Here is a 21,413-nt window from a genome sequence, read left to right as displayed (position 1 = left end):
GAAGATGCGCGAAATTATTCTCATCCAAATCGCCGGCATGGACCGGGACGGCCTGCTGGCCGGAATCATGGGGCAACTGGCCCAGTCCGGGGTGACCATCCTCGATATCAGCCAGTCCGTCATTCACGACGACCTCTCCCTTGGCGTCCTCATCGAGGTGCCGCAGGAGAATGAATCCTCGCCCATCTTGAAAGACCTTCTTTTCTGGGCCCACAACCAGGGCCTGCACCTCAAGTTTTCACCCGTGACCGAGGACGATTACGAACGCTGGGTCGGCGTGCAGGGCCGCAAGCGGCACATCGTGACCGTGCTCGGGCGGACGATAACGGCGGAAAATCTGGCGGCCATGGCCGCGGTGATCACGTCCCACGGCCTGAGCATCGACTGCATCACCCGTCTCTCGGGCCGCAGGTCCCTGGCCAATCCGCCGGCCATGCCCCGGTCATGCCTGGAGTTTTCCGTGCGCGGCACCCCGGAGGACATTTCCGGCATGCGCGCCGCTTTTCTGGACCTGTCCCGGGAACAGGGCATCGACATCGGCTTCCAGGAAGACAACGCCTTTCGACGTATTCGCCGGCTGGTCTGTTTCGATATGGACTCGACCCTGATCCAGGCCGAGGTCATCGACGAGTTGGCCAAACGGGCCGGGGTGGGAGAGGAGGTCGCGGCCATCACCGAGGCGGCCATGCGCGGGGAGCTGGATTTCTCCCAGAGCCTGCGCAAGCGCGTCAGCCTGCTCAAGGGTCTGCCCGAAACAGTGCTGCAGGATGTCGCGGCGACCCTGCCCATGACCGAGGGCGCGGAGAGACTGATCCGCACCTTGAAGAGCCTGGGGTACACCATCGCCATCCTGTCCGGGGGGTTCAATTATTTCGGGCGCCGCCTGCAGGAGCATCTTGGCATCGACTACGTGCATGCCAATGAGCTTGAGATAAAGGACGGGGTCTTGACCGGCGGTCTGGTGGGCGAGATCGTCGACGGCGCGGGCAAGGCCAGGCTGCTGAAAGCCATCGCCGCCGAAGAGCACATTTCCCTGTCGCAGGTCATCGCCGTGGGCGACGGGGCCAACGATCTGCCCATGCTCGACGTGGCGGGCCTCGGCATCGCCTTTCACGCCAAGCCTGTGGTCCGTCAGGGCGCGGGACAGGCCATCTCCAACGTGGGGCTTGACGGCGTGCTCTATTTTCTGGGCCTGCGGGACCGCGAAACCGTGGATCAACTGGCCGGACCGGAGGAATAATGTTTGGAAAGCTGTTTTTGCTTTTTGTGCTGGTGCCGGTGGCGGAGATTTATCTGCTGGTCACCGTCGGCGGCGTCATCGGGGCGCTTCCGACCGTCGCCCTGGTCATCCTGACGGCCCTGGCCGGAGCCCACCTCGCGCGCATGCAGGGCATGTCGACCATGCTGCGCATCCGCGAGAATCTGGACCAGGGCTTCATGCCCGCCGAAGAACTCCTCGACGGCGTGCTCATCTTTCTGGCCGGCGTGGTGCTGCTGACGCCGGGCTTTCTGACGGACATCGCAGGCCTGCTCATCCTGCTGCCGGCAACGCGCAACCTCTTCAAGCAATGGCTGCGCAAGAAATTCGACGAATGGCGGCAAAACCCGAACGTGCACATCACTTTTCACAGATAACGCCTCCGGCGGGCAGGGAGCTCGCCCCCTGCACCCCATGCAGGGGCCAAGGTCCGTGTCCGTCCATACCGTCCTCAAGCCCCATCCCCCGGAGCCACCCATGATCTACCGCAATCTCAAGTCCTGTCTCGACGATCTGGAGCGGACCAGACAGCTGGTGCGCATTGACGAACTCATCGACCCCTGCATAGAGGCCGGCGCCATCCAGCGCAGGGTTTTCCAGGCCGGGGGCCCGGCGCTGCTCTTCACCAACGTCAAGGACACGAAGTTTCCCATGGCCGCCAATATTTTCGGGACATTGGCGCGCACCAAGTTCATTTTTCGCTCCACCCTGCACCGCGTGGAGGCCATGCTTTCGGCCAAGGCCGACCCGGCTCTTGTTCTGAAAAAGCCCGCGCTCTGGCCCGGTCTGGCGCTGGGTGCCTGGCACACCCTGCCCAAGACCGTGAGCGGCGGCCCGATCCTGGACCACACCACCAGCATTTCAGAGCTCCCGCAGCTCATTTCCTGGCCCATGGACGGCGGCGCCTATGTGACCCTGCCGCTGGTTTATTCCGAGAGCCCGTCCAAGCCTGGGTACATGGGTTCGAATCTGGGCATGTATCGCATCCAGCTCTCGGGCAACGAGTTTGAAAGGGACCGGGAAGTGGGGCTGCACTATCAGATCCACCGCGGCATCGGCTACCATCATGCCGAGGCCATCGCGCGCAAAACGCAGCTGCCTGTGAACGTTTTCGTGGGCGGACCTCCGGCCATGACGCTGGCCGCCATCATGCCCCTGCCCGAAGGCATCGCCGAGATGCTCTTTGCCGGCGCGCTGGGCGGGCATCGCGTGCCCATGGTCAAGCGGCCCGGGGAGCTGCCGATGCCGGCCGAGGCGGATTTCTGCATCCGGGGCTACATCGACCCCGCCGTGCAGAAGCCCGAAGGTCCCTTCGGGGACCATCTCGGCTATTACAGCCTGGCGCATGATTTCCCGGTCATGCGGGTCACCGAGGTACTGCACCGCGCAGGCGCCATCTGGCCCTTCACCACGGTGGGCAGGCCTCCGCAGGAGGACACCATGTTCGGGGCCTTCATCCACGAGCTCACTGCCGAGCTTGTGCCGCAGGTTTTCGGCGGCGTGCACGAGGTTCACGCCGTGGATGCGGCCGGGGTGCACCCGCTTCTTCTGGCCGTGGGCAGCGAACGCTACGTGCCGTACGCGGGCGAACGCCAGCCGCAGGAACTGATCACCAACGGCCTTTCGCTTCTGGGCACGACTCAGACATCCCTTTCCAAGTACGTTATCCTCGCCGCCCGCGAAGACGATCCGGGCCTGTCCTGTCACGACGTACCCAGATTTTTCCGGCACGTGCTTGAGCGCCTGGACCTGTCGCGAGACCTGCACTTCATCACCCGCACGACCATGGACACGCTTGATTATTCGGGCATCAGCCTCAACCAGGGCTCCAAGGTGCTGTGGACGGCGGCCGGGAACCCCAAGCGCACCCTGGCCACGACCCTGCAGGGCCTGACCCTGCCGGACGGTTTTTCGAATCCGCGTTTTTTTGCCCCCGGCATGCTGGTTTTGTCCGGTCCGCCCCATGCGCAACCACGCGACACCTTTGATCCCGCCATGGAAAATCTGTGTCAGATCCTGGCGAGGGCGGACCTGCAAGGTTTCCCGCTGATTGTCGTCGCGGACGACGCCGATTTCACGGCGGAGTCCTGGGATAATTTCCTGTGGGTGACCTTCACCCGCTCGGACCCGGCCACGGACACCTACGGGCTGAACGGATTCACGCATTGCAAGCACTGGGGGTGCACGAGCATGGTCGTCGATGCCCGGCTCAAGACCTATCACGCTCCGGCGCTGTCCAGTGTGGCGGAAATCGAAAAAAAGGTGGACGAGCTTGCCCTGCCGGGAAGACCCCTGTATGGAATCATTTAATCAGCCAACCAATACGAACGGGGACATGCACATGCGTACAAAGATAGTGGCTACCTTGGGCCCGGCTTCCATGGATCAGAATGTCATGAAGGAAATGGTTCAGCTCGGAGTGCGGGTTTTCCGTCTCAATTTTTCCCACGCCGACGCGGAGTATTTCGGGCCGGTCATTCAGAAGATCCGGCAGGTGGAGAAGGACACCGGCATTCCTCTTACGGTCATGGGCGATCTGTGCGGACCCAAGATCCGCATCGGTGAGGTCAAGGGTTCGCCCCTGCAGATCCGTAAGGGGGCCTATGTGTGCCTGGGCTCCCCGGCCATGTCGGGAACGACTGAAAGCGATATCTTCATAAGCCTCGATGCGCTGGAGCTGCTGGAAGGCCTGGAGGCGGACATGCCTGTGTCCCTGTCCGACGGCATGCTGCAGTTCAAGGTCGTAAAGGTCATCGAACGGGACCGGCTGGTGCTGATGGAGGCCTTGAACGGCGGCATCCTGACTTCCAACAAGGGTATCGCCTTTCCCGGCAAGACGCTTAAACTCGCGGCCATGACCGACAAGGATCGTCGCGACCTGCACCAGGGTCTTGATATCGGCATTGACGCGGTGGCCCTGTCCTTTGTGCAGAGCAAGGAAGACATCGAAGACATCAAGGCCGAGATTGCGCGGCATGGGACCTGGATTCCGGTCGTGGCCAAGGTCGAGCGCAAGAACGCCGTGGAAAAGCTCGAGTCCATTCTGGAAGTGGCCGATGCCATCATGGTCGCGCGCGGTGACCTGGGCCTGGAATGCAGCCCGGCAGAACTGCCCATCATCCAGAAAAAGATCCTGCGCGCCTGCCGCCACGCCCAGAAACCGGCCATTGTCGCGACCCAGATGCTTTTGTCCATGGTCAAGAATCCCATTCCCACGCGGGCTGAATCAACGGACGTCTCCAACGCCATGATCGACGGCGCGGACTGCGTCATGCTCTCCGAAGAGACGGCCATCGGCAGCTATCCGGTGGAAGCGGTACGCTTCATCAACGAGATCGCGCAGTATTCCGAACCGTACTACCTGGAGCGCCTGGGCGGCCCCTACGTGCCCAAGGCCGAGAAGAATCCCCCCAAATTCATTGCCTATTCCGCCTGTCTCATGGCCGACAACGCCGACAGCGCGGCCATCGTCTGCCATTCGACCACCGGGGCCACGGCCAGATACATAAGCTCCCGCCGTCCGGCCCAGCCCATCTACGCCATGACCACGGACGCGCGCATCATGCGCTGGATGAACTTCTTCTGGGCCATCACCCCCGTGGAGAGTCCGCTGGAGCCGCGCAGTCATCAGAAGCGGGCGGAAAAATTCGTGCAGGAGTACGCGGGCTTTCGCCCCGGCGAAAACGTCATCATCGCCAGCGGCCAGGCCACCCCTGGCATGGGCACCGTCATGACCAACGAGATCAAAGTGTATTATAAATAATGCCTCCGGCGGGCAGGGGACGCGTCCCCTGCACCCCGTACAGGGGTTTGGGGGCATAGTGTGGATGCAATAAAAAACGGGCGACCCGATGGGCCGCCCGTTTTTTATTGAAGTCTGTTAAAAGGGGTGCAGGGGGCGCGCCCCCTGCCCGCCAGAGGCATTTCCCCTAGAAATCCAGCGTCTTTTTCCAGGCCACGGCCAGTTCCTCGACCGGGGAGCTGACCAGGGTGGTGCTTCCGGCGCGTAGGGTCAGTTTTTCGTCGGCCGTGGTCGTGCCGATGGCGGCCATGAAGTCGCCGGCGAAGAGGGCTTCGAAGGCAGCGCGTTTGTCCTTGGCCACGGTGACCACGAAGCGGCTGGCCGATTCGCTGTAGAGGCGCTGTTCGGGAAGCGGGCAATCAAGGGCCGGGACCAAGTCCGTGTCGATGTCCGCGCCGATGCGTCCGGCCAGGGCCATTTCGGCCACGGCCACGGCCAGGCCGCCGTCGGAGACGTCGTGGGCCGCGCTCAAAAGGCCGGTGGTGATGGCTTCGTGCATGCGCTCGTAGCGGGTGCGCGCGGATACTGCGTCGACCTGCGGCACGGCCCCGCATATTCCCAAGGTGTCGGCATATTCCGAGCCGCCCAGTTCGTTTTTGGTCAGACCCAGCACATAGACGGTTTCGTCCGGGCGCTTGAAGTCGGAGGTCATGGTCTTGGTGCAGTCGCTTATCACGCCCATGACCGAGAAGAGGACCGTGGGCGGGATGGAGATCTTTGTGCCGCCGCCCGTGTAGTCGTTCTTCATGGAATCCTTGCCGGAGATGCAGGGCACCCCGTAGGCAAGGCAGAAGTGGGCCAAGGCCTGGTTGGCGCGGACCAGCTGAGCGAGCTTGTATTCCCCGTCCGGAGTCTTCTCGGACTGGACCGGGTCGCACCAGCAGAAGTTGTCCACGCCGGCCATGTGGCGGATGTCTCCGCCGGTGGCCACGGCGTTGCGTACGCCTTCGTCGATGGCGCCGGCCATCATCCAGTACGTATCCAGGTCGCTCAGTTTCGGGCAGATGCCGTTGGCGATGACCAGTGCCTTGTCGCTGCCCAGCTGGGGGCGGATGACGGCTGCGTCGGCCGGGCCGTCATTCCTGGCTCCGATGAGGGGCTTGATCACGCTTCCGCCCTGAACCTCATGGTCGTACTGGCGGATGACGTACTCGCGTGAGCAGATGTTCAGGCGGCCGAGCATGGACTGCAAAAATTCCTGATGATCCGTCACTTTGGGGTGCGGGGTTTCACAGCCGCAGCAGACCTGCGGCTGATTCCAGGTGGCGCGGAGTTTCATTTGCGGGCAGCCGTCATGCAGGAAGCGCATGTCTAGATCGGTCACGATCGTGTCGTTGTAGCGCACATGCAGATAGCCTGTGTCCGTGAAGCAGCCCAGATCCGAGGCCTCGACGTTCATTTCCTCCGCCAGATCCATGAAGGCCTGCAATGTGGACGGGGGCACGGCCAGGGTCATGCGCTCCTGGGCCTCGGAAACCAGGATCTCCCAGGGTCGCAGGCCGTCATACTTGAGGGGGGCCTTGGCCAGGTCCATATCGCAGCCGCCGCAGTCCTGGGCCATTTCGCCCACTGAGGAGCTCAGGCCTCCCGCTCCGTTGTCGGTGATGGCGTTGTAGAGGCCAAGATCGCGGGCGCGCATCAGGAAATCGTACATGCGGCGCTGGGTGATGGGATCGCCGATCTGCACGGCCGTGGCCGGAGAGCCTTCGTGCAGCTCTTCGGAAGAAAAGGTCGCGCCGTGGATGCCGTCCTTGCCGATGCGCCCGCCGGTCATGATGATGCGGTCGCCGGGCAGGGCCTTCTTTTCATAGCTGGGATGTCCGGCCACGGTGGCGGGCATGGTGCCGACGGTGCCGCAGAAGACCAGCGGCTTGCCCAGGAAACGCTCGTGGAAGACAATGGCACCGTTGACCGTGGGGATGCCGGACTTGTTGCCGCCGTGTTCCACGCCTTCGCGCACGCCCTCGAAAACGCGGCGCGGATGCAGCAGGCGCGGCGGCAGTTCGTCGTCATGAAAGGGCGAGGCAAAGCAGAAGACGTTGGTGTTGCACAGTAGGTTCGCGCCCATGCCTGTGCCCATGGGGTCGCGGTTCACGCCGACGATGCCGGTCAGGGCTCCGCCGTAGGGGTCCAGGGCCGAGGGGCTGTTGTGGGTTTCGACCTTGATGCAGACGTTTATGTCTTCGCTGAAACGGATCACGCCAGCGTTGTCCTTGAATACGGACAGGCAAAAATCGTCCTTGCCCATGCGCTGGCGCAGCTGTTTGGTGCTGCCCTGGATATAGGTCTTGTAGAGGCTGTTGATTTCCGCCGTGGTGCCGTTTTCACGGTTTTCGTAGCTGATGCGGGAACTGAAGATTTTATGTTTGCAGTGCTCGGACCAGGTCTGTGCCAGGCATTCGAGTTCCGCGTCCGTGGGTGCGGCGGGAAGATTTTTGGCCTTGCGGTGGGCGATGACCTCGGGGCTGGTGTAGTAGTCCTTGATGCAGCGCATCTCTTCCAGGTTCAGAGCCAGGATGTTTTCGCGGCTCAGCCGCAGGAGGGCGTCATCATCCATGGCGCTCAAATCAACGATATCGACGGTGCTGGAGGCTTCGCCGGTGACCGCCGCCGTGCGGGCCGGAAAACCCGGGCTGGCTGTCCAGGCGGCCCTGTCTGCGATCTGGAAGCGCTGGATCAGCTCGTTGGCCAGGAGATCCCTCGCGATGTGTTCCACTTGGGACCGGTTCAGGTTGCCGGTGATCAGATACTGGGTGGAGGTGTAGACCGCGATGCCTGCGTCGCGGTTTCCAAGCACGGTGCGCAGGGTTTCGCGGGCGGTGCGGCCCTCGTTATCCGTCACGCCGGGGCGAAAGCCGACTTCGATGATCCAGTCGAAATCCGTGGCCGCCGGAGCCGTGTGGGCCGTGTGCAGGACCGGGTCATGCAGGGCGCCGGCTTCGATGGCCTGATCGACCTGTGCTTCGCTCAATCCGTCGACGGTGTAGATCCGGATGATCCGGACCTGACCCACGGTCAGGCCGAGCTCGTTCTTGATCTTGTGGGCGGTCTTGTTGCCCTGGGTATCGGTAACTGCCTTGCGCAGAGCCACTTCGACTCGGATCGGCATGTTGTTCTCCTACGGTGACGCTTATGGTTCAGAGGTTCTGGTCGGTTTGCAGGCGCACGATGGCGTTTCCGCCTTGCGCCTTGGCTTGATAATTGGCTTTGTCGCAGCGTTCAAGAAGGGAATGCGAGGAGTCCCCGGGTTCAAGCATGCTCATGCCGATGCTCAATGTGACCTGCCCATGATGCAGTATGCTGAATTCTTTCTGAATTCTTTCAGCAATTGTCAGCAGGTTGTCGACGGTGGAGTTGCTGGAGATGACGACGAATTCGTCACCTCCGAAGCGGCAGGGAAAGTCCAGCCCTTTGCGCAGTATGCGTCGCAGAAGCTGCCCCAGTTCTTTCAAGGCCTTGTCGCCGCCATGGTGGCCGTGGGTATCGTTGAAGAGCTTGAATTTGTCGATGTCGAAAAAGATCAGTCCGAGCGGGGTCTCGGTGCGCTTGGCGCGGGACATCTCCCTGTCGAGAAGCGGCTGGAGGTGATGCCGGTTGAAAACCTGGGTCAGGGAATCGAAAAGGGCCTGCTCCCGGATCTTGCGCTCCAGCCTGCGGATGGTCGAAATATTGCGGCCGACAATAAGTCCGTAGTCGGTGCCGAACGAAAAGCGGGAAAAGACGAGTTCGAGCTGCAGGTGTTCGTCGTCAAGGACGATCTGCACTTCCACCGCCGTGGGGCTCTGTTCCAGAAATTCCATGTCCCATGAATCTTCCTGTTCGTTCATGGGGCGGGTCAGACGGAAGAGGTTGCGACCGGTCAGGAACGCGCTGTGGCGGCCGGAGGCGAAGGTGATGGTCCCGTTTTTGTCCGTGGTGAGGACCAGGTCCTGCATGGAGCCGAGCAGCGTGTTCAGGAAGTCCCGCTGGTGCAAGGCCTCGAATTCCAGCACCCGGATTTCGGCCAGATCCTGGACCATGGCCAGAATGTTCGTTTGCGAGCCGTGGCTGATTTTGTAACCAGCCAGGGAAAAGGACGATGCTGCGGGCGCGTTGCCGGGGCCCAGCGGGCAATGGATGGCGCAATGGCCACCCTGGGATGGATCGCGCAGGAAATCTCGCCAGCCCTGTACTGTCTGCCGCGCCTGCTCCGGGTCCTTGTCCTGGGCCAGTCGGTCTTCAAGTTGAGCTGCCCCGCCAAGAAAATCGGTGAAGGTGGGGTTGGCCCGTAAAATGCGTCCCTGCGCGTCGAGCAGCGCCACTCCGGTGGGAAGAATATCAAGCAGTTCGGCCTTGATCTCAAGTTGTCCGACGGTGCTGGCCTGGTGCCGGATGCTGCGGGCCAGGAGGCGCGTGTAGAGCGTGGCCTCGGCTTTGGTTTGGCAGGAATCGCTGCCGTCGTTCAGGCGCAGTTCCCCGACCACGTGTCCCTCGGATTCCAGAGGGAATGCGGAGTCCGAAAACGCCCTGAGTTTTTCGAGGGTCGGGGCAATGTCGGGCCCGTGCACCCCGGCATCATTCAGAACGAATCTTTCCCAGAGTCTGTTGGCAGGCGCATGCAGGATGATCTCGGCTTTGCGGCAATCCCAGTTCCAGCGCAGGTGTCTGCCGATACAGGCCGCGATGGCCGCGTTGCCGCCGGTCAGCCCCTCGACTTCCTTGGCCTGGTGATGAAAGTCCTGGATGGATTGCAAAGAGTGGGCGTAAAGTCTGTCCTCGGGGTCGAGGTCCTTGACGTTCATGGCCGTGGAGAGTTCCGCAAAAAGCGTCGCGCATTGCCCGCGCAGCCCGTCCATGCCTTCCGGGGGCAGAGCGCCGGCCTTGGCCAGGAGAAAACTGAGCTGGTTCAGGCTGTCCGGGGCCGGGTCGGTGCGAAACTCCGCTTCGGCCCATCTGGTTCCAAGGATGACCGCCTGGGTCAGGGGAGGATAGTCAAAGACATGTTCCAGATCGTGGTGCGCGGTGATGGCCGCGATCATGGGCTCGGGAAAACTCCACTGCGTGAGCAGATCGGCGGTCAGGCTGGAGTGATCCTCCGGAAGATGGTCCTGCCAGGACATGAATGTCGGGCCGGTGTTGACGAAGTCCGGTTGCTTGAGATGCGGCAGAAGGTGTTCGGGAAAGTTGGCGGCGTAGAGGAGCAGAGAGAGGTCTTTGACCAGGGCGCAAATATACGCGGTTTCCGCTTCTTCCGGGGCCAGCCGCCTGGCGATGAGCTCCGCGCCCAGGGCCGCCCAGATGATGATGCGCCAGTTGGCGAAGGTGTCGAAACCGTTTTTTTCCAGAATTGCGTTCAGGTTTTTTTGCAAAGACAATGACAGGGCGATGCGCAGGATCTCATTGTCGCCGAGGATGATCGCCGCTCGTTGCAGGTCGGAAATTTTGCTGGTCTGTCCGTAGTAGGGTGAGTTGACCAGGGAGAGGATGGCAGTGGCCAGGGCCGGATCGAGTTTCAGGATGGAGGCGATGACTCCGAAGTTCGGTTCGGATTTGACAGCCTCCTGGAGGAGCTGGGCCGTAGCTGGCGAAAAGGTCGCTTTCAGGCTTGCGCGCAATGAGGTTGCGAGATTGCGAGAGGGAAGGCGATCCTGGTTTGGCATGTCTACTTATCCCGCGTCAGGACGAATTCGATCATGGCTCCGAGCAGTTTTTTCTCCAGGCATTCGGGTAGCACGGCAAGAGCCTGACTGGCTAGTGCCAAATAGGATCGGGCTTCATCCCGGGTTTTTTCGGCAAAGCCCTGCCCCACGACATCGGCGATGATCTGATCCTGTCTGACGGGGTGCAGGTTTACATCCGTGAGTTCCCGGGTGACGATTTCGCGTTGGTCTTCGGGCAGGGATTCAAGATACAAAAGCAGAGGCAGGGTGAACTTGCCTTCGCGCAGGTCGCCGCCCAGGGGCTTGCCCGAGGTGTCGGCCCGCGATGTGTAGTCCAGGGCGTCGTCCACCAGCTGGAAAGCGATGCCAAGGTTCAGGCCGAAGGTCTTGGCTCCTGCCCGTGCGCGTTCGGAGCCTTCTGCCGCGATGACGCCGAACTCGCAGGCCGACTGGATAAGGTAGGCCGTCTTGCCGGTGATGATCTCGATGTATTCGGCGCGGGTGATGTGCGCTTTGCGGATGGCGGCGATCTCCATGATTTCGCCCGTGGCCGTTTGCATGATGGCCTTGGAGATGCAGGAAGTCAGGGCCGGATTGTTTGTGCGGGCCACGATTTCGTTGGCCAGGGCCAGGAGCACGTCTCCGGCCAGCACCGTGGGAGTGATGCCGAAAAGGGTATGCGCTGCGCGTTTGCCCCTGCGCAATTCCGAGTTGTCCAGAATGTCGTCGTGCATGAGGGTGGCCGAATGCAGAAATTCCAGGGAGCTGGCCAGGGTTTGCAGATTGTCTCCCCGGAAAGAAAGGGCGCGGGCAAAAAGAAGCGTGAGCATGGGCCGCAGGCGCTTTCCACCGGCCTCCATGACATGCGCGGCCACGGGCCTGACCAGTTTGGGCAGAGCGTCAATTTCCTGCGCGATGGCGGCATTGATAGCCGGCAGCTCTTTGAGGAAAGTTGCTTTGAGTTGGGCAAAGGCTTCGTTCATGAAAGATCCCGCAATGTTTGCAGCGTGTTGAGAGCGGCCTGTCCGTCAGGGCCCATGGCCAGACTGAATTCGTTGACGTAGGCGGCAATATGTTGTTCCAGCGTGGCCGCGTCAAGCTCTCTTGCCAGCGCGGCGATAAATGGCATGACGGAGTCTTGCCGGGTCCTGGCGACCAGGATGCTCGCGCGGATGCTGTCTGCGATGCCGGCGTGGAGGTCTGCGCCGAGTTCGTTGCGAGCCACGATGCAGCCCAGGGGAAAGGGCAGGGCGTTTGTGTGCTTGCGCCACCAATGCCCGAGGTCGAGGCGCAGGGCAAGATCGTAGCGTTCGTAGACCAGGGCGGTTTCATGGATGAGCAGCCCCGCGTCGACTTCTCCGGCTCGCACGGCATCGACGATGGCGTGGAAGATCATGGGAACCTGGGTGAATTCCCCGCCCAGGGCCGCCCGCAGCACGCAGGCCGCGGTGGTGTCGAGGCCCGGCACGGCGATTCTGCGCGGGGTTCCGGAAAAATCCTTGCGGGTCACGAGCTTGGGCCCATGCTCTAGGCCGAAGGCTCCGCCACAGGGCAGGATGGTGTGCGTTTCGCCAAGACGCAGCGCCGTGGCGGCGCTGACCTTGATCACGTCCCAGGCGCCTGCGAAGGCCCCCTGGTTGAGTTCCTGCACGTCATGCCAGAAAAACCGGCAGTCGCGTTCGTCCGGGGAAGGGGTGAGGCCGAGCACCCAGGCGCCAAAGATGAAGCTGTCGTTGGGGCAGGGGGAAATGGCGATGCTCAAGGGGGTCACGGCGAATCTCCGGTGAGAACGGGGAGGATGTTTTGCAGGGCATTCACGGCCAGTCGGAAGTTCCAGAGACGCTTGTCCCGGGCACCGACAGGGTTGGACACCGTGCGGATTTCCAGAAACGGGATGCCCTTCCTTTTGGCCGCCAGCGCCAGGCTGAATCCTTCCATGTTTTCTGTGAGGCCGTCATGGCGCTCGCGGAGCTGCTCCGCGCGTTTCGGATCGCCGCTCACTCCGGCCACGGTCAGGCTCGGCCCCGTGAACCATGTGTGATGAAGGGTCATGCCCATGGCCGCCGCTTGCGCGAGGGGATCAAGATCGAGGCGGTTGACAGGGTCAAGATTCAGATCCGCGAACATCTGATGGCCAAAGACCTCTTCCTCTGCCGCTGTAAAATGGCGCACTCCGTACTCCGGCCAGATCTCGGCGCTGGCGACACAGGTCGAGCCCAAGGGGGTGCGGGCGATGTCGAAGCTGCCGCAAATGCCCAGATTCAGAATGCCTGTCACATCGGGATGGCGCTCAAGCACGGCTCCCACGCTCATGGCCGCGGCCACCGGCCCAATACCCACGAGGCACGGCAGAAAGTCGCGGCCACGGATGCGCATGGGCTCGAACCGAGGCGTCGGCGATGACGCCGCCGGTTGGTTCACGGCGCTCAGGCATTCGTGCCGGGTTGCGCAGGCCAGGAGAATCATGAAGGAACCTTGGGTTAGAGCCGCCAGTATCTGAAGTTCCGCGACAAGGCGTCCCGGTCCAGAAACCCCTTGACATCAATGACGATCCCATTTTCCGGGTTTTTGAACATGGTCGCGATCCGGCCAGCGTCAAGGTGCGCGAATTCGGCATGCGACACCGCCAGGATGAGGGCGTCGAGCTGATTAAGTTCCGGCAAGGGCAAAAGATCCACCCCGTATTCCTCTTTGGCCTCCGCCGCGTCGGCCAGAGGATCGTGAACCAGGACATCGACGTGGTAGTCGGAAAGTTCGTGGATGATGTCTTCCACCCGGCTGTTGCGCAAATCCGGCACATCTTCCTTGAAGGTCAGGCCGAGCAGTCCGACGCGGGCGCCTTTGATCAGGCATCCTGCGTCGATCATGGCTTTGATGGTCTTCTCCGCGATGAATTTGCCCATGCCGTCGTTGATGCGTCTGCCGGCGAGGATGACCTGCGGATGGAAGCCGATGGATTCGGCCTTGAAGGTCAGGTAGTACGGGTCCACTCCGATGCAGTGCCCGCCGACCAGACCCGGCCGGAAGGGCAGGAAATTCCATTTGGTGCCGGCGGCCTCAAGCACTTCGTTCGTGTCGATGCCCATGCGGTCGAAAATGAGCGCCAGTTCGTTCATGAGGGCGATGTTCAGATCGCGCTGGGTGTTCTCGATGACCTTGGCGGCCTCCGCGACCTTGATGCTCGAAGCGCGGTGCACGCCGGCCCTGACGATGGAGGCATAGAAACGGGCGAGCAGGTCTGCCGTGGTCTGATCCTGGCCTGCGACCACTTTGACGATGCTCTCCAGGGTGTGGACCTTGTCGCCGGGGTTGATGCGCTCCGGGGAATAGCCCACCGTGAAATCCCTGCCGCAGGTCAGGCCGGATTTTTCTTCCAGCAGCGGTACGCAGATTTCTTCCGTCAGCCCTGGGTAGACCGTCGACTCATAAACGACGATGCAGCCTGCCCGCATGTGCGCGCCGACAGTGGCGGTGGCGCCGACCACGGGCCGCAGGTCCGGCTTGCGATTGCCGTCGATGGGCGTCGGCACGGCCACCACGATGACTCCGGCCCCGGCAAGCCGTGCGGGATCGTCGGTGTACTCGACCCGGGCGCCGGCCAGCCTTTCAGGGGCTACCTCGCGCGTGGAATCCTTGCCTTCGCGCAGTTCTTCGATGCGGGGCCGGGAAATATCAAAACCGATGACCTTGAAGTGGTCGCCAAGGGCCACGGCCAAGGGCAGGCCGACATAGCCAAGGCCCACCACGGCAACTTCTGAGACGCCGGATGCGATATCTTCGAAAGTGATCATGAGTTCCTCATTAGCGTGATATCTGAGACGGTTGAGGGGTTGCGGCACGGCGCGGCCAGGGGCGCATCAGGATGGCTTTTGGGCCACGTGGATATAAACGATTCCGGAGCTCAAGGCCTGATAACCAATCTTGTCGAAACCGGCGTCGCGGAGCTCTTTGGCCAGGTCTGAGGCATGGGGAAAGGCCAGGATGGTGTCCGCCAGATACTGATAGGCTTCCGGATTTTTGGAGAAAAAGCGCCCGATGCGGGGCAGGACCTTGCCAAGATAAAAATTGTATGCGCCCTGCCAGATTCTGGCCTGGCCAGTACCGAATTCAAGGATGCACAGCCGCCCTCCAGGGGCGAGGACACGCAGGATCTCGCCGTAGGCTTCGGTTCTGGGCAGAATGTTGCGGATGCCGAAGGCTATGGTCACCGTGTCGACGCATGCGTCGGGCAAAGGCAGGGCGCGGCCGTCGGCCTGGACCGGAAAAATGGACGGTTGGTTCACAACCTTTTTCTTGCCGCTGCAGAGCATGGCGCGGGAAAAGTCCAGGCTCAGCACTTTTTGCGCGGGATGGCGGCGCAGAATTTCCCGGCTCACGTCCAGGGTGCCGGCCGCAAGATCGAGCACCGCGCCCGTGGAGCCGGTTCGCAACGTGCGCACCAAACGATACCGCCAGTAGATGTCTTGTCCCAAACTTAGGAAATGATTGAGAAAATCGTACCAGGTCGCAATGTTGTCGAAAAGGCTGGAGACTCGCTTTCCGTGTTCATTCGGGTTCAACGGCGCAGTCCTTCTCGGTGTCCGGAATCTGACCGGTCTTGGTCACGGTGCGGTAGACGTCGTCGTAGATGGGCTCGAAATATTCGGAAAAATTGGAAGGGGAAATGCGTCCGACTTCAATGAACTTGACGACGATTTCCTTGGCGACCTGCAGGGCTTGTTTTTGGATCTGGTCCATAAATGTCTCTCTGGTTTGAAATGCAACAAAAAAACCGCCCGGGGGGAATGGTATCGACCTGCTTTGGGGGAAAACCGGGCGGTAAAAAAAGAAAGAATAACCTTGCAGCCATCCCTTCGTTTTTTTCATAGCTAGCACAGCCCAAAGTGGGAGTCGAGAGCCCAGGGACGGGCCTTTCGGACTTTAGCCGCCGAGCTCCTTGAGCAGGGCCTGGATTTCCTCGCGAACGATTTTGGCTGCGGCGAGCGGCACCTGCTGCTGGACGTATTCGTGCAGTTCGCTTTTGATCGCATCCGGGTCGGGGGCGGCGCCTGCCCGGGCGGCCAGGGCGTCACGTTCTTCGCGCAGGCGATTTTCGTTGTCGCTCAATTTCGCGATGAAGGCATCCTTGTCCGACAATGCCGCCTGCAGGGCGTCCAATGTTTCTTCCTGACTGCGGACCAGGGTTCGCAAGTCTTCAAGTTCGGCTTCCATTTTCTGCATGGCTGAGGCGGGCAGGGTCTTGGCCAGTTCAGCCCGGATGTCGGGGATGGATTCGACCTGGCTTTGCAAGGCGTTCACGGATTCCTGCAGGCCGTCCATGCTGGACGATGACGCCAGTTCCGAAACCCGGGATTCGACATGCTCGATGATCTCCTGGCGCAAGGCCTGGGCCACGGGCCATCCTTGCGGGGACTGCGGCAGCAGGGCCAGGATCTGTTCGGGCTGAAGTTCTTCGCGTGGCTGGATCAGGTTGCGCACTTCGTCCAGGTCGGCCTCCAGTTTCTGCAGGGCCGAGAGGGGGGGGGTCTTGGCCAGCTCGGCACGGATGTCGGGGATGGCTTCGACCTGGCTTTGCAGGGCGCTGACGGACTCCTGCAGGCCGTCCAGGCTGGACGATGACGCCAGTTCCGAAACCCGGGATTCGACATGTTCCATGAGTTCCTGGCGCAGGTTACGGGTCACAGGCAGTTCCTGGGGGAATTGCGGCAAGAGGGCCAGGAGTTCTTCGGCGCCGGGCGCCGGAGACGGTTCAGGGCGGGACTCAAGGGCATCGAGCCTGGCGCTGATGATTTCGAGTTCGGCGGTGGAGATTTCCGCTTCCGTGGTCACGGCCTGCTCCGCAGCGATCCGAGGCTGTTCAAGCTCAATATCCGTCACGGTCACAGGGGGCGAAGAAGGGGCATGGTCCGGCTCTTCGTAAACCGGCGTGGGTTCGTCCGTGTCCACCAGCGAGGCTTCCTGCTCCACAACCGCCTGCCCGGATTTGCCCCCGGCCGGGCCTTCGGGCTCCGCGGCAAATTCCGCCGGCGCGGGAGCGGGGTCCACGGCGGGAGATTCTGGCGCCGGGGCCTGCTTTGAGGATGTTGCCTCAGGCTTTTCAGGCGCGGTGGTGGGCTCGGGTATGGGCTTGTCCGCCGATTCCAGCAGGACGGTTTCCGGGATGTCCGCGAGCAGATCTTCGGTCAGGTCCAGGATATTCGAATTGTTGTCGCCATTCTCCATGCCGGGAATTTCCAGTTCAAGATCTATTGAATCGGATGGATAAAAAGGCTCTGCGCCGTGCTTTCGCGGTTCGGGCGTGTCACCGTCAAGAATGATGTCGAGCGCGGTGTCGTGCTCCGCATTTTCGCCGATGCCCAGAGAGTCGAAGAGGTCGTCCAGGTCCGAGATATCCATGCTTTGATCGGGCGCCTGGGTTGCGGCGGAGGCGGTGCGGGGCTGCGGCTGCGCTGCGGCGGCCACCGGTTCCTCGAAGAGGATGTCCAGGTCGATTTCGTCATCGGCTGCCCGGGCGGCGGGCTTGGACTGGGTGTCGGCGTCGCGGAGCAGATCGTCAAGCTCCTGATCCAGGCTTTTGGCGTCAACGGCCTTGTCCATGGCGAAGTCTTCGAACTTTTTATCCAAAGAGATTCCTTCTTCCACGATCTCCGTCAGTTCAATGATATCGTCCGTCTGGTTGGTGCTTGTGGTCATGGCGTGATCCTTTCTTGGCGTTGGGGACATCGGCTTTTCTTATCAAGAAGCCTGAGCAAGGGCAATGCACGGGGCGGACTATCTGATTTCCAGTCGAAAAAAAAGCCCCTGCCACAGGGGTGTGGCAGGGGCAACCAAAGGCCGGCCTTTGCTTGTGCTGATGTGCGGTCTCTAGCGCGGACGCTATTTGGTGTGACACTTGCCACAGGCGGTGGGGCCAGTGGGCTTCTGTTCTTTTTTCAAAGCCTTGTGACAATCGATGCACTGGGTGTGGAAAGCATTTTCCACCAGCTTGATGTCTTTGGCGTTTGCCTTGTCACGGAACTCAAGGGAGTCGTGGCAGCCGGAAGTCGTACACTTCTTTACGGCGCCGCCGTCGGCTTCCAGGGTGTGGTGGCACTGGACGCACTCAACGGTTGCATGCTTGGAATGGGGGAAGGGCACTGTTTTCTGCAGCGCTCCGGGCTTGTCGCCCTTGGGTTTGGCCTTCATGCCCTCAGGGGCGCTGATGACATAGTCATCGGCAGGAGCGTCGGCAGCGCTGACACTCATAACGGCGCCCATGCACAGGAAAGCCGCGCAGATCAGGCTGATCAACAATTTCTTTTTCATCCTCTTTCTACCTCCAGAAAGAAAAGTTACAAAAAGCACAAGCAGGGACGTATATATCGACGGTCTTGGTCTTCAGTCAAGGACGCCCGGGAAAAGGGTTTTGTTTTTTCTAGAAACGCACCTTCCGGGCCGCATCCAGAGTCCGTTCAAAATCCTGCTCGGAGTGGGCGAACGATGTGAAGGCGCACTCGAATCCTGAAGGTGCAAGATAAATGCCCTGCTCCCGCATCTGCTGGTAAAAAGATACGAAAGCCTTGCTGTCGCCCGTCTGCGCCGAGGGGAAGTCGACGACCGGGGTCTCGGTGAAGAAGAGGGTGAAAATGGACGCGATGTGGTTGCGCGTCACGGGCACGCCCTTGCCGTGCAAAATGTTCTCAAGTTCGCGGGAGAACGCATCGGTGCGGGCTGCAAGGGCCGCGTAATCCTTTTGGGCCAGTGCCTTCAAGGTCGCAAGGCCCGCAGCCATGGCCAGCGGATTTCCCGAGAGCGTGCCGGCCTGGTAGACATTGCCGCTGGGTGCGATGTGGCTCATGATTTTACGTTTACCGCCGTAGGCGCCCACCGGCAGGCCGCCGCCGATGATCTTGCCCAGGCACGTCAGGTCCGGGTCGATGCCGAAGGCCGCCTGCGCTCCGCCGAAGCTGACCCGAAAGCCGGTGATGACTTCGTCGAAAATAAGTAACGCCCCGTATTTGCTGGTCAACTCGCGCAAGCCTTGCAGGAATCCGGGCTTGGGCAGAACCAGCCCCATGTTGCCGGCCACCGGCTCGACGATGACCGCCGCGATATCGTCTCCCTGCTGTTCGAACAGGGCGCGCACGGCTTCCAGGTCGTTGTAATGGGCCAGCAGCGTATGTTTGACCACGTCGGCGGGCACGCCGGGGGTGCCGGGGATGGACTGGGTGGCCACGCCCGAACCGGCGCTGGCCAGAAATGCGTCGGCATGGCCGTGATAGCCGCCGTGAAATTTTATCACACCATTTTTGCCGGTGTATCCCCTGGCCAGGCGCAGGGCGCTCATGGTCGCCTCGGTCCCGGAGCTGACCATGCGCACCATCTCGATGCCGGGAACCGCGTCCACCACGGCCTGGGCCAGTTCGACCTCGAGCCTGCAAGGCGCGCCGAAGCTCGTGCCCTTGGCCGCCGTGTGGGCGATGGCCGCCGCCACTTCGGGGTGGTTGTGGCCGAGAAGCATGGGCCCCCAGGACATGACGTAGTCGATGAATTCGGCTCCATCCTCGGTGGTGAGCTTGCTGCCGCTCGCCGATGCGACGAAGAGCGGATCGCAGTGCACGCTCTTGCAGGCCCGCACGGGGCTGTTGACGCCGCCCGGGATGAGGGTTCCGGCCTTTTGGAAAAGTTCCTGTGATATGGTCATGTCATCTCTCCCTGACTGCGCTAAAAATATTCCATGGATGTCTTCTTCAGCTCTTTTATGCTGAAAAGCATTTCGTACTGGGTCACGCCGGTCTGCTCCATGAGCTCACTCACCACTTGCATGCAGTCCTCGCGGCTTTTGCCGTGGATCATGGTGTACATGTCGTAGGGCCAGTCCATGCAGCTGGGGCGCAGGTAGCAATGGGAAATTTCGGGCCGCGTGGCCATGATGCGTCCAACCTCATCGGGGTCGAAACCTTCCTCGATGTACCAGGCCACCATGGCGTTGAAACCGTAGCCCGCCTGCTGATGGCGCAGGGTGGCTCCGAAGCGGCGGATCTGGCCGCCTTTTTTGAGTTTCTTGAGCAGCGCGAGGACTTCTTCCTCGGTGCTGCCGGTCAGGCGGGCAATGTCCGCATAGGGGGTGGCGCTGTCGGGCAGGGTGTCCTGGACGATGCGCAGTATGTCGTGTTCGCTTTGGGTAAAATCCACTTTTTCTCCTCGGGGAGCCCGAAACTCCGGGTTTGTTTCGGGTCGCTCCTTACCTGTTTCGCCATATGCTGGCAATAGCACCCTTTACAGAACGCGGAGCATCTTCGATAGTGGGAGGGCTTGTCCGAAGATCCGCACTGGAGGTTTTTTCGTGAAGATTTCAATACTTGGAGCTGGAAGTTGGGGTACGGCCCTGGCAAATGTGCTGGCTTGCAAGGGCGAGGATGCCTGGCTTTGGGCCCGGCGGGCCGAGATCGCCGCAGACGTGAATGAACGTTCCGCCAATAGCCGTTATCTGCCTGGCCAGGTCTTGAGTCCGAGGCTGCGGGCGGACACGGATCTATCCCTGGTGCTCGCCGGCGCGTCCTGTGTCGTGCTGGCCGTGCCATGCCAGAATCTGGCTCTTTTTCTGCGTGAACACCGCGATCATTTTTCGGCCGGGACCGGCATCGTCTGCGCCAGCAAGGGCGTGGAGCTGGGCACGTTCCGCACCATGGGGCAGGTGGTCGACGATGAACTGGCCGGTCTTGCGCCCCGCTACGCCGTGCTCTCGGGACCGTCTTTTGCCTCGGAGGTGGTCGCGAACATGCCCACGGCCGTGTCTTTGGGCTGCGCCGATCCGGAACTGGCGGATTTCGTGCAGGGGCTTTTTTCCACCCAGAGCTTTCGCGTCTACGTCAACAGCGATGTCGTCGGCGTGGAGCTCGGCGGGGCGGTCAAGAACATCATGGCCATCGCCTCGGGCATTTCCGACGGCCTGGGCTTTGGAGAAAATGCGCGCGCGGCGCTGATCACCCGTGGCCTGTCCGAAATGTCGCGCCTCGGCGCGGCCATGGGCGCACGCCCGTCCACGTTCATGGGTCTGTCCGGCATGGGCGACCTGGTTCTGACCTGTACCGGGGATTTGAGCCGCAACCGGAGGGTGGGGCTGGCCATCGGCCGGGGGCAGACCCTGGAGCAGGTTTTGGCGGGGATGCACAATGTGGCCGAAGGAGTGAAGACGACCCAGGCCGTGCACGAGCTGGGGATCAAGCAGGGCCTCGACCTGCCCATTACCGGGCAGGTGCATGGAGTCCTTTTCGAGAACAAAAATCCCGCCGAGGCCGTGCGGGAGCTCATGACCCGGCCCCTGCGCGAGGAATGAATCAGCCCAGGATCTTGACCCAGACCGTGCGTGACCGTGGACCGTCGAATTCTCCTAGAAAGATGCGCTGCCATGTGCCCAGCATCAGCCGTCCCTCGTGCACGATGACCTGCACGGATGAGCCGAAGAGAGTGGCTTTGATGTGCGCATCCGAATTGCCCTCGGCGTGGCGAAAATCCGCCTGGTGCGGGATCATGGTCCGCAGATGGGTCAGAATGTCCCGGCAGACGTCGGGATCGGCCCCTTCGTTGATGGTCAGTCCCGTGGTCGTGTGCGGGGTGTAGATCGTCATCAGTCCCGTGGTTGTTCCCTGGTTTCGCAGCAGTTCTTCCAGGCGGGCGGTGATGTCGATCATGGCCTCTCTGGAGCCGGTCTTGATTTGAATGGAGTGCATGG

At 61.5% G+C, this 21,413-nt stretch carries 18 protein-coding genes; 5 read left to right on the top strand and 13 right to left on the bottom strand.

Going from position 1 to position 21,413, the window contains the following annotated elements; all coding sequences use genetic code 11:
• The first annotated feature begins 4 nt into the window (after window positions 1–4).
• From serB to pyk, 4 genes are all read left to right on the top strand, one after another.
• Complete coding sequence (serB, locus tag DBAC_RS15100; RefSeq protein WP_015775181.1) at window positions 5–1,240, top strand: phosphoserine phosphatase SerB; 1,236 nt, start codon at window positions 5–7, stop codon at window positions 1,238–1,240.
• Window positions 1,240–1,635 carry an FxsA family protein gene (locus DBAC_RS15095; RefSeq protein ID WP_015775180.1) on the top strand — a complete coding sequence of 132 codons (396 nt, stop codon included), beginning with the start codon at window positions 1,240–1,242 and terminating at the stop codon, window positions 1,633–1,635. The genes serB and DBAC_RS15095 overlap by 1 nt, the downstream gene beginning before the upstream one ends.
• A gap of 100 nt (window positions 1,636–1,735) precedes the next feature.
• Window positions 1,736–3,568 carry a UbiD family decarboxylase gene (locus DBAC_RS15090; RefSeq protein WP_015775179.1) on the top strand — a complete coding sequence of 611 codons (1,833 nt, stop codon included), beginning with the start codon at window positions 1,736–1,738 and terminating at the stop codon, window positions 3,566–3,568.
• A gap of 31 nt (window positions 3,569–3,599) precedes the next feature.
• Window positions 3,600–5,021 (top strand): pyruvate kinase, encoded by a 1,422-nt coding sequence (gene pyk / locus DBAC_RS15085; protein ID WP_043812895.1) that lies wholly within the window; start codon window positions 3,600–3,602, stop codon window positions 5,019–5,021.
• A gap of 166 nt (window positions 5,022–5,187) precedes the next feature.
• Here the strand turns inward: pyk and DBAC_RS15080 are convergent, their stop codons facing one another.
• From DBAC_RS15080 to ahbB, 12 genes are all read right to left on the bottom strand, one after another.
• Window positions 5,188–8,169, bottom strand: coding sequence for an AIR synthase-related protein (locus DBAC_RS15080; RefSeq protein ID WP_015775177.1), 2,982 nt, complete (start codon window positions 8,167–8,169; stop codon window positions 5,188–5,190).
• Between the two features lie 28 nt (window positions 8,170–8,197).
• Window positions 8,198–10,699 (bottom strand): sensor domain-containing diguanylate cyclase, encoded by a 2,502-nt coding sequence (locus tag DBAC_RS18105; protein WP_015775176.1) that lies wholly within the window; start codon window positions 10,697–10,699, stop codon window positions 8,198–8,200.
• 2 nt (window positions 10,700–10,701) lie between these two features.
• Entirely contained in the window at window positions 10,702–11,682 is a 981-nt protein-coding gene (locus DBAC_RS15070) for a polyprenyl synthetase family protein (RefSeq protein WP_015775175.1), read from the bottom strand.
• Window positions 11,679–12,470, bottom strand: coding sequence for a 1,4-dihydroxy-6-naphtoate synthase (locus DBAC_RS15065; RefSeq protein ID WP_015775174.1), 792 nt, complete (start codon window positions 12,468–12,470; stop codon window positions 11,679–11,681). Before DBAC_RS15065 ends, DBAC_RS15070 begins: the two co-directional genes overlap by 4 nt.
• Window positions 12,467–13,165 carry a futalosine hydrolase gene (gene mqnB, locus DBAC_RS15060; RefSeq protein WP_015775173.1) on the bottom strand — a complete coding sequence of 233 codons (699 nt, stop codon included), beginning with the start codon at window positions 13,163–13,165 and terminating at the stop codon, window positions 12,467–12,469. The genes DBAC_RS15065 and mqnB overlap by 4 nt, the downstream gene beginning before the upstream one ends.
• Before the next feature lie 14 nt (window positions 13,166–13,179).
• On the bottom strand, window positions 13,180–14,490 hold the full coding sequence (locus DBAC_RS15055; RefSeq protein WP_015775172.1) for a nucleotide sugar dehydrogenase: 1,311 nt from the start codon (window positions 14,488–14,490) through the stop codon (window positions 13,180–13,182).
• Window positions 14,491–14,556: 66 nt separating this feature from the next.
• Window positions 14,557–15,258: a ubiquinone/menaquinone biosynthesis methyltransferase gene (locus DBAC_RS15050; RefSeq protein WP_015775171.1), complete on the bottom strand. Its 702-nt coding sequence runs from the start codon at window positions 15,256–15,258 to the stop codon at window positions 14,557–14,559.
• Entirely contained in the window at window positions 15,245–15,436 is a 192-nt protein-coding gene (locus DBAC_RS15045; protein ID WP_015775170.1) for a hypothetical protein, read from the bottom strand. The genes DBAC_RS15050 and DBAC_RS15045 overlap by 14 nt, the downstream gene beginning before the upstream one ends.
• Before the next feature lie 183 nt (window positions 15,437–15,619).
• Window positions 15,620–17,392 carry a hypothetical protein gene (locus DBAC_RS15040; RefSeq protein WP_015775169.1) on the bottom strand — a complete coding sequence of 591 codons (1,773 nt, stop codon included), beginning with the start codon at window positions 17,390–17,392 and terminating at the stop codon, window positions 15,620–15,622.
• Window positions 17,393–17,575: 183 nt separating this feature from the next.
• Window positions 17,576–18,004 carry a cytochrome c3 family protein gene (locus DBAC_RS15035; protein WP_015775168.1) on the bottom strand — a complete coding sequence of 143 codons (429 nt, stop codon included), beginning with the start codon at window positions 18,002–18,004 and terminating at the stop codon, window positions 17,576–17,578.
• 109 nt (window positions 18,005–18,113) lie between these two features.
• Window positions 18,114–19,382 carry a glutamate-1-semialdehyde 2,1-aminomutase gene (hemL, locus tag DBAC_RS15030; protein WP_015775167.1) on the bottom strand — a complete coding sequence of 423 codons (1,269 nt, stop codon included), beginning with the start codon at window positions 19,380–19,382 and terminating at the stop codon, window positions 18,114–18,116.
• A 20-nt stretch (window positions 19,383–19,402) separates the two neighbouring features.
• On the bottom strand, window positions 19,403–19,873 hold the full coding sequence (gene ahbB / locus DBAC_RS15025; protein WP_015775166.1) for a siroheme decarboxylase subunit beta: 471 nt from the start codon (window positions 19,871–19,873) through the stop codon (window positions 19,403–19,405).
• Window positions 19,874–20,024: 151 nt separating this feature from the next.
• On the opposite strand from ahbB, the gene DBAC_RS15020 reads away from it, so the two are divergent.
• A complete protein-coding gene (locus DBAC_RS15020; protein WP_015775165.1) occupies window positions 20,025–21,017 on the top strand; it encodes an NAD(P)H-dependent glycerol-3-phosphate dehydrogenase in 993 nt (330 codons plus the stop codon).
• Window position 21,018: 1 nt separating this feature from the next.
• Here the strand turns inward: DBAC_RS15020 and DBAC_RS15015 are convergent, their stop codons facing one another.
• Entirely contained in the window at window positions 21,019–21,411 is a 393-nt protein-coding gene (locus tag DBAC_RS15015; RefSeq protein ID WP_015775164.1) for a secondary thiamine-phosphate synthase enzyme YjbQ, read from the bottom strand.
• Window positions 21,412–21,413: the final 2 nt, after the last annotated feature.

Origin of the sequence: Desulfomicrobium baculatum DSM 4028, assembly GCF_000023225.1 — a bacterium.
Classification (GTDB): domain Bacteria; phylum Desulfobacterota; class Desulfovibrionia; order Desulfovibrionales; family Desulfomicrobiaceae; genus Desulfomicrobium; species Desulfomicrobium baculatum.
Note: the sequence above shows the minus strand (reverse complement) of the source record. Positions and strands in the feature narration are given on the sequence as shown.